General features: G+C 42.2%; 7 protein-coding genes. All 7 read left to right on the top strand.

Translation table 11 applies throughout. From position 1 onward, the window contains the following. Positions 1 to 229 precede the first annotated feature (229 nt). The 7 genes from secE to rpoB all read left to right on the top strand — a co-directional run bounded on the left by secE (position 230) and on the right by rpoB (position 8,069). Positions 230 to 607, top strand: coding sequence for a preprotein translocase subunit SecE (gene secE / locus M983_RS07075; protein ID WP_066749195.1), 378 nt, complete (start codon positions 230 to 232; stop codon positions 605 to 607). A gap of 7 nt (positions 608 to 614) precedes the next feature. Then, positions 615 to 1,160 (top strand): transcription termination/antitermination protein NusG, encoded by a 546-nt coding sequence (gene nusG / locus M983_RS07070; protein ID WP_066749192.1) that lies wholly within the window; start codon positions 615 to 617, stop codon positions 1,158 to 1,160. A gap of 138 nt (positions 1,161 to 1,298) precedes the next feature. Continuing rightward, the gene (gene rplK, locus M983_RS07065) at positions 1,299 to 1,727 is read left to right on the top strand and encodes a 50S ribosomal protein L11 (protein WP_060555735.1); all 429 of its coding nucleotides are present in this window, start codon (positions 1,299 to 1,301) and stop codon (positions 1,725 to 1,727) included. Between the two features lie 4 nt (positions 1,728 to 1,731). Next, complete coding sequence (rplA, locus tag M983_RS07060) at positions 1,732 to 2,433, top strand: 50S ribosomal protein L1 (RefSeq protein WP_066749189.1); 702 nt, start codon at positions 1,732 to 1,734, stop codon at positions 2,431 to 2,433. A 326-nt stretch (positions 2,434 to 2,759) separates the two neighbouring features. After that, positions 2,760 to 3,257 (top strand): 50S ribosomal protein L10, encoded by a 498-nt coding sequence (gene rplJ, locus M983_RS07055; RefSeq protein ID WP_066749185.1) that lies wholly within the window; start codon positions 2,760 to 2,762, stop codon positions 3,255 to 3,257. A 63-nt stretch (positions 3,258 to 3,320) separates the two neighbouring features. Next, positions 3,321 to 3,686, top strand: a complete 366-nt coding sequence (gene rplL / locus M983_RS07050) for a 50S ribosomal protein L7/L12 (RefSeq protein WP_066749182.1) — start codon at positions 3,321 to 3,323, stop codon at positions 3,684 to 3,686. A gap of 354 nt (positions 3,687 to 4,040) precedes the next feature. Continuing rightward, on the top strand, positions 4,041 to 8,069 hold the full coding sequence (gene rpoB, locus M983_RS07045) for a DNA-directed RNA polymerase subunit beta (RefSeq protein WP_066749179.1): 4,029 nt from the start codon (positions 4,041 to 4,043) through the stop codon (positions 8,067 to 8,069). The last annotated feature ends 81 nt before the right edge of the window (positions 8,070 to 8,150 follow it).

The raw sequence follows: 8,150 nt of genomic DNA, 5'->3' as shown, positions 1-8,150 counted from the left end.
ATGCGTTGTAAAAAAAAGAACTTATCTCATCACTAGTTTTAATGGAATTATTGGTGAGATAGGCTCTGATACAACGAATAGACTCCAGTATCTTGCAGATACGAATGTCATAGAGATATGACACTGTGTCAGATGCAATCATAGTTGATTTATTTATGGTTAGTCTGATTTGTTTTGCTCTTGCGAGGCAATCTGGCTATTTATTTACATCATAGTAACAGGTTAATTTATGAGTGCGAATAGCGGGGCTCAAGATAGCAAACGTGGTGGTAATATCGCTAAATGGATTATTACCATCCTATTGCTGGTAGTAGCGGTTGGCGGTAACTATATTTACCGTGATTTTAACCTTGCGTTACGAGCTTTAGCTGTCGTTGCTTTGTTCGTGGCCGCAGGTGGTATAGCTTTGTGGACAACACAAGGCAAAGCAACATTAGCGTTTGCTCGCGAAGCACGTATTGAAATGCGTAAAGTAGTATGGCCAACACGTCAAGAAACATTGCAGACAACGCTGATTGTTGCTGCTGTGACGGCTATTGTGTCATTAGTTCTCTGGGGACTGGATGGCATTCTGGTTCGTTTAGTTTCATTTATTACTGGCCTGTGAGGTGTCTATGACTGATTCTCCAAAAAAACGCTGGTATGTTATTCAAGCCTTTTCTGGCTTTGAAGGCCGTGTTGCACAGTCTTTACGTGAACATATCAAATTAAACGAAATGGAAGATTCATTCGGCGAAGTTATGGTCCCAACTGAAGAAGTTGTTGAGATCCGTAGTGGACAGCGCCGTAAAAGTGAACGCAAATTTTTCCCAGGTTATGTTCTTGTTCAAATGATTATGAATGATGCAACATGGCACCTTGTTCGTAATGTACCAAGAGTAATGGGATTTATTGGTGGCACATCAGATCGTCCAGCACCAATTAGTGATAAAGAAGTTGATGCGATCATGAATCGCCTACAACAAGTTGGTGATAAACCTCGTCCTAAAACACTATTTGAGCCAGGTGAAATGGTTCGCGTTAGCGATGGTCCATTTGCTGACTTTAATGGTGTGGTTGAAGAAGTTGACTACGAAAAAAGTCGCCTAAAAGTCTCTGTTTCAATCTTTGGTCGTGCAACACCTGTTGAATTAGACTTTAGTCAGGTTGAAAAAGGTTAAGTCTTTTTGCCTTGCAAAAGGCAAAAAATTTATCTACAATTTTCGACCTTTCGTTTTGAGTTGTTTTGCCCTATGGTGAGACAAAGTAAAATCGGGGAGCCCTAGCCGGGCGATATACCCAAATTGAGGAATTAATTAATGGCTAAGAAAGTTCAAGCCTATATCAAACTGCAAGTTGCAGCAGGTATGGCTAATCCAAGTCCACCAGTTGGTCCAGCTCTGGGTCAGCAAGGTGTTAACATTATGGAATTCTGTAAAGCATTTAACGCTAAAACTGAAAGCGTTGAAAAAGGTTTACCAATTCCTGTTGTTATTACAGTTTACGCAGACCGTTCTTTCACTTTCGTAACCAAAACGCCTCCAGCAGCAATCCTGCTGAAAAAAGCGGCTGGTGTGAAATCAGGTTCTGGCAAGCCGAACAAAGATAAAGTAGGTAAAGTAACTACTGCTCAAGTTCGTGAAATTGCAGAAACAAAAGCTGCGGATCTGACTGGTGCTGACGTTGAAGCTATGATGCGTTCAATCGAAGGTACTGCTCGTTCCATGGGCCTGGTAGTGGAGGATTAATCTGATGGCTAAACTAACCAAGCGCATGCGCAATATCCGTGAAAAAGTAGAAGTCACGAAACAGTACGAAATCGCTGAAGCTGTTGCTTTACTGAAAGAATTAGCAACTGCTAAATTCGTTGAAAGTGTTGATGTTGCTGTAAACTTAGGCATCGATGCTCGTAAATCAGACCAAAACGTTCGTGGTGCTACTGTACTTCCACACGGTACTGGCCGTTCAGTTCGCGTTGCTGTATTCGCACAAGGTGCAAATGCAGAAGCGGCTAAAGAAGCTGGCGCAGAATTAGTGGGTATGGATGACTTAGCTGCTAAAGTTAAAGCTGGCGAAATGGACTTTGACGTTGTAATCGCATCTCCAGATGCAATGCGCGTTGTAGGTCAATTAGGTCAAATCCTTGGTCCACGTGGCTTAATGCCAAACCCGAAAGTGGGTACTGTAACGCCTAACGTTGCTGAAGCTGTTAAAAATGCTAAAGCAGGTCAGATTCGTTACCGTAATGATAAAAATGGTATTATCCATTCTACTATCGGTAAAGTTGATTTCAACGAAGCTCAGTTGAAAGAAAACTTAGAAGCTCTGCTGGTTGCTCTGAAAAAAGCAAAACCATCTGCAGCGAAAGGCGTTTATATCAAGAAAGTAAGCCTGTCTACCACTATGGGTGCGGGTGTTGCTATTGATCAGGGTAGCCTGAACGCAACAGTTTAATCTTAGATTAGACTATAAGTCATAAAAGACTTTACCTTGGCGTCAAATTTGTATAGAATTTGACGCCTTGAGTTTAGCTATGTTGAATTTTATACAAATTAACATAACTAAATTCACGAATTTCGGTTGGAGTCTGGCCTATCCAGACCCCGTCCAAGACCGCAGGTGTAAGTAATTACTTAATTTTCCTGCGTAGACGGTGAGAGAACCAAAAAGAATTTTATATTCTGGAGTCTGCTCACCGTGTTTTAGCGCTTATTTCCATTGTGGTAATAAGTGATGTGAGTCCCGAGTATTTACTCGGTTAATCCAGGAGCAAGAAGCTAATGGCACTAAATCTTCAAGACAAACAAGCGATTGTTGCTGAAGTCAGCGAAGTTGCCAAAGGTGCGCTTTCTGCAGTTGTTGCCGATTCACGTGGTGTAACTGTAGATAAAATGACTGATCTGCGTAAAGCATGTCGTGAAGCAGGTGTTACTGTACGTGTAGTACGTAATACTCTTTTACGTCGCGCTGTTGAAGGTACTTCTTACGAAGTGCTGAAAGACGTTTTTGTCGGTCCAACCTTGATTGCTTTCTCTTTCGAACATCCGGGCGCTGCTGCTCGTCTGTTCAAAGATTTCGCGAAAGCGAACCCAGCATTCGAGATTAAAGCGGCTGCCTTTGAAGGTGAGTTTATCCCAGGTTCAAACATTGATCGTCTGGCTACACTCCCAACTTACGAAGAAGCAATCGCACGCCTGATGTCAACCATGAAAGAAGCCGCTGCCGGCAAACTGGTTCGTACTCTGGCTGCACTGCGCGATCAGAAAGAAGCTGCTTAATAGCCTATTTCCTTCGTTGCTTTACTACGTATAAACTTTTTCTGAATTTTAGGAACACTTGTTATGTCTATCTCTAAAGACGATATTTTAAATGCAGTTGCTGAAATGTCTGTAATGGACGTTGTTGAACTGATCTCTATGATGGAAGAAAAATTCGGTGTATCTGCTGCTGCAGCTGTTGCTGTTGCTGCGGGTCCAGCAGAAGCTGCTGAAGAAAAAACTGAATTCGATGTTATCCTGAAAGGCATCGGTGGCAACAAAGTTGCTGTAATCAAAGCAGTACGTGGCGCAACTGGTCTTGGCCTGAAAGAAGCTAAAGACTTAGTTGAATCTGCACCAGCTGCACTGAAAGAAGGCATCAGCAAAGATGACGCTGAAGCACTGAAAAAAGCTCTGGAAGAAGCAGGCGCTGAGGTTGAAGTTAAGTAATTCAACTTCCCAGAGAACAGCCTTATAGGCTGATGGCTGGTGATTATTTGGTCACCAGCCTTTTTGCGCTGTAAGGTAAGAGTAGCTTTTTCACACTTTTTGGCTTCCTCTTTACCTCAATATTTTTTGCTATTGACGACTTAATATACTGCGTTACTGACTACGATCCACGTTATTCCAAAAGCTCGGTAGTTTGTTGAATGCAATGAAATGATTTAAGAGTAATAGCAATAAGTATTATGGAAAATTAAATTTTCCTACCTACAAAAAATAGTGTTAGCAGAATGTCGTGTCTCTCTTAACATCATTAAGAGCAGGCAGAGTGGGTCACTTTTCAGCGAGCTGAGGAACCCTATGGTTTACTCCTATACCGAGAAAAAACGTATTCGTAAGGATTTTGGTAAACGTCCACAAGTTTTGGATGTTCCCTATCTCCTTTCTATCCAACTTGACTCGTTCCAGAAGTTTATCGAGCAAGATCCTGATGGTCAAAATGGTCTGGAAGCGGCTTTCCGTTCCGTTTTTCCAATCCAAAGCTACAGTGGTAATGCTGAATTACAGTATGTCAGCTACCGCTTAGGCGAACCTGTCTTTGATGTTAAAGAATGTCAAATTCGTGGTGTAACATACTCAGCACCTTTACGTGTTAAACTGCGTCTTGTCATCTACGAACGTGAAGCCCCTGAAGGCACCGTTAAAGATATCAAAGAACAAGAAGTCTATATGGGTGAAATCCCATTAATGACCGATAACGGTACCTTTGTAATCAATGGTACAGAACGTGTTATCGTTTCACAGTTACACCGTAGCCCTGGTGTGTTCTTTGATAGTGACAAAGGTAAAACGCACTCTTCCGGTAAGGTTCTTTATAACGCACGTATTATCCCTTATCGTGGCTCATGGTTAGACTTCGAATTTGACCCTAAAGATAATCTATTTGTTCGTATTGACCGTCGCCGTAAATTACCAGCGACTATCATTTTACGTGCAATGAACTACAGCACCGAAGACATTCTGAATCTGTTCTTCGATAAAACAACGTTTGAAATCAGCAACAATAAACTGATGATGACGTTAGTGCCAGAGCGTTTACGTGGCGAAACAGCTTCATTTGATATTGAAGCTAACGGCAAAGTTTATGTCGAAAAAGGCCGTCGTATTACTGCTCGTCATATTCGTCAATTAGAGAAAGAGCAAGTAGACCGCATTGAAGTACCTGTTGAATATATTGCAGGTAAAGTGGTAGCTCGTGACTATATCGATGAAGCAACAGGCGAATTGATTTGTGCTGCTAACATGGAAATCTCTTTAGATGTGTTAGCACGTTTAAGTCAAGCTGGTCACAAAACGATTGAAACTCTGTTTACAAACGATTTAGACCACGGTGCATATATTTCTGAAACTGTACGTGTCGATCCTACAAATGATCGTTTAAGCGCGTTAGTTGAAATTTATCGCATGATGCGTCCTGGTGAACCACCTACACGCGAAGCTGCAGAAAACTTATTTGAGAACTTATTCTTCTCTGAAGATCGTTATGATCTTTCTGCTGTGGGTCGTATGAAGTTCAACCGTTCTTTAGGACGTGACGAAATCGAAGGTTCTGGCATCCTGAGCCAAGAAGATATCATTGAAGTGATGAAAAAACTGATTGATATCCGTAATGGTAAAGGTGAAGTGGATGATATCGACCACTTAGGTAACCGTCGTATTCGTTCAGTTGGCGAAATGGCAGAAAACCAATTCCGTGTTGGTTTAGTTCGTGTTGAGCGTGCTGTTAAAGAGCGTCTTTCTTTAGGCGATCTTGATGCATTAATGCCACAAGATATGATCAACGCTAAACCGATTTCTGCTGCTGTCAAAGAATTCTTTGGCTCAAGCCAGTTATCTCAGTTTATGGATCAGAATAACCCACTATCAGAAATTACACATAAACGTCGTATTTCTGCATTAGGTCCTGGTGGTCTGACTCGTGAACGCGCAGGCTTTGAAGTGCGAGATGTACACCCAACTCACTACGGTCGTGTATGTCCAATCGAAACGCCTGAAGGTCCAAACATCGGTCTTATCAACTCATTATCTGTTTATGCGCAGACTAATGAATACGGATTCCTTGAAACTCCTTACCGTGTTGTAGAAAACAATGCTGTAACAGATGAGATTCACTATCTGTCTGCAATTGAAGAAGGTAACTTCATCATTGCTCAGGCTAACTCCGTATTAGACGATGATAATCATTTCGTTGAAGAATTAGTTACTTGCCGTCATAAAGGCGAGTCAAGTTTATTTAGTCGTGACCAAGTTCAGTACATGGACGTTTCAACTCAACAGGTTGTTTCTGTCGGTGCTTCACTGATCCCATTCCTTGAACACGATGATGCCAACCGTGCATTGATGGGTGCAAACATGCAACGTCAGGCTGTTCCTACACTTCGTGGTGATAAACCACTCGTAGGTACAGGTATGGAACGTGCTGTTGCGGTTGACTCCGGTGTTACTGCGGTTGCTAAACGTGGTGGTACTGTTCAGTATGTTGATGCTTCTCGTATCGTTATCAAAGTTAACGAAGAAGAGACTTATGCTGGTGAAGCTGGCATCGATATCTATAGCTTAACGAAATATACACGTTCTAACCAAAATACATGTATTAACCAAACACCTTGTGTTTCTTTAGGTGAACCCGTTGAACGCGGAGACGTGCTAGCTGATGGTCCATCTACAGACCTTGGTGAATTAGCATTAGGTCAAAACATGCGCGTGGCATTCATGCCATGGAATGGTTATAACTACGAGGACTCCATCCTTGTATCTGAGCGTGTTGTTCAAGAAGATCGTTTCACTACTATCCATATTCAAGAACTGGCTTGTGTCTCTCGTGATACTAAGTTAGGGCCTGAAGAAATAACAGCTGATATCCCGAACGTGGGTGAAGCAGCGTTATCTAAACTGGATGAGTCAGGTATCGTTTATATCGGTGCTGAAGTGAAAGGTGGTGATATTCTGGTTGGTAAAGTAACACCTAAAGGTGAAACTCAGCTAACACCAGAAGAGAAACTACTACGCGCTATCTTTGGTGAAAAAGCATCTGATGTAAAAGACTCTTCACTGCGAGTTCCTAACGGTGTATCTGGTACAGTTATTGATGTACAAGTCTTCACTCGTGATGGTGTAGAGAAAGATAAACGTGCATTAGAAATCGAAGAATCGCAATTACGTGAAGTTAAGAAAGACTTAACTGAAGAATTACGTATCTTTGAAGCAGGTTTATTTGCTCGTATCCGTGGTGTATTAATTGCCGGCGGCATTGAAGCTGAAAAATTAGATAAATTACCACGTGAGCGTTGGTTAGAACTGGGTATTGCGGATGAAGAGAAGCAAAACCAGTTAGAACAGCTAGCAGAGCAGTATGACGAACTGAAAGCTGAATTCGCGAAGAAACTGGAAGCTAAACGTCGTAAAATCACTCAAGGTGATGATTTAGCACCAGGTGTGCTGAAAATCGTTAAGGTTTATCTGGCTGTTAAACGTCAGATCCAACCGGGTGATAAAATGGCGGGTCGTCATGGTAATAAGGGTGTTATCTCTAAGATTAACCCAATTGAAGACATGCCATACGATGAAAACGGTAACCCAGTTGACCTCGTACTGAACCCACTTGGTGTTCCATCACGTATGAACATCGGTCAGATCCTAGAAACACACTTAGGTATGGCAGCTAAAGGTATCGGTGATAAGATCAACGCGATGCTGAAACAGCAACAAGAAGTGGCTAAGTTACGCGAATTTATCCAGAAAGCTTACGATCTGGGTATGGCACCACGTCAAAAAGTTGATTTGGACACCTTCAGTGATGAAGAAGTGTTACGTCTGGCTGAGAACCTGAAAAAAGGTATGCCAACCGCAACACCAGTGTTCGATGGTGCAGAAGAAATGGAAATTAAAGAGATGCTGAAACTTGCAGATCTTCCAACTTCTGGTCAAATCACGCTTTTCGATGGCCGTACTGGTGAACAATTTGAGCGTCCTGTAACCGTTGGTTACATGTACATGCTGAAACTGAACCACTTAGTTGATGACAAGATGCACGCCCGTTCTACAGGTTCGTACAGCTTGGTTACTCAGCAACCTCTTGGTGGTAAAGCACAGTTTGGTGGACAGCGTTTCGGGGGGATGGAAGTGTGGGCACTGGAAGCATATGGTGCTGCTTATACTCTTCAAGAAATGCTTACTGTTAAGTCTGATGACGTTAATGGTCGTACCAAAATGTACAAAAACATCGTTGATGGTAATCATCAGATGGAACCAGGAATGCCAGAATCGTTCAACGTATTGTTGAAAGAAATCCGCTCACTGGGTATTAACATCGAGTTGGAAGACGAATAACGGATTCCAATAATAGACTGCCAGAAATGGCAGTCTATGAAACAGTGACTACACTGGTTTAAAGGGGTGAATGACAGGGGT

This window comes from Proteus myxofaciens ATCC 19692, assembly GCF_001654855.1.
Taxonomy (GTDB): Bacteria; Pseudomonadota; Gammaproteobacteria; order Enterobacterales; family Enterobacteriaceae; genus Proteus; species Proteus myxofaciens.
Note: the sequence above shows the minus strand (reverse complement) of the source record. Positions and strands in the feature narration are given on the sequence as shown.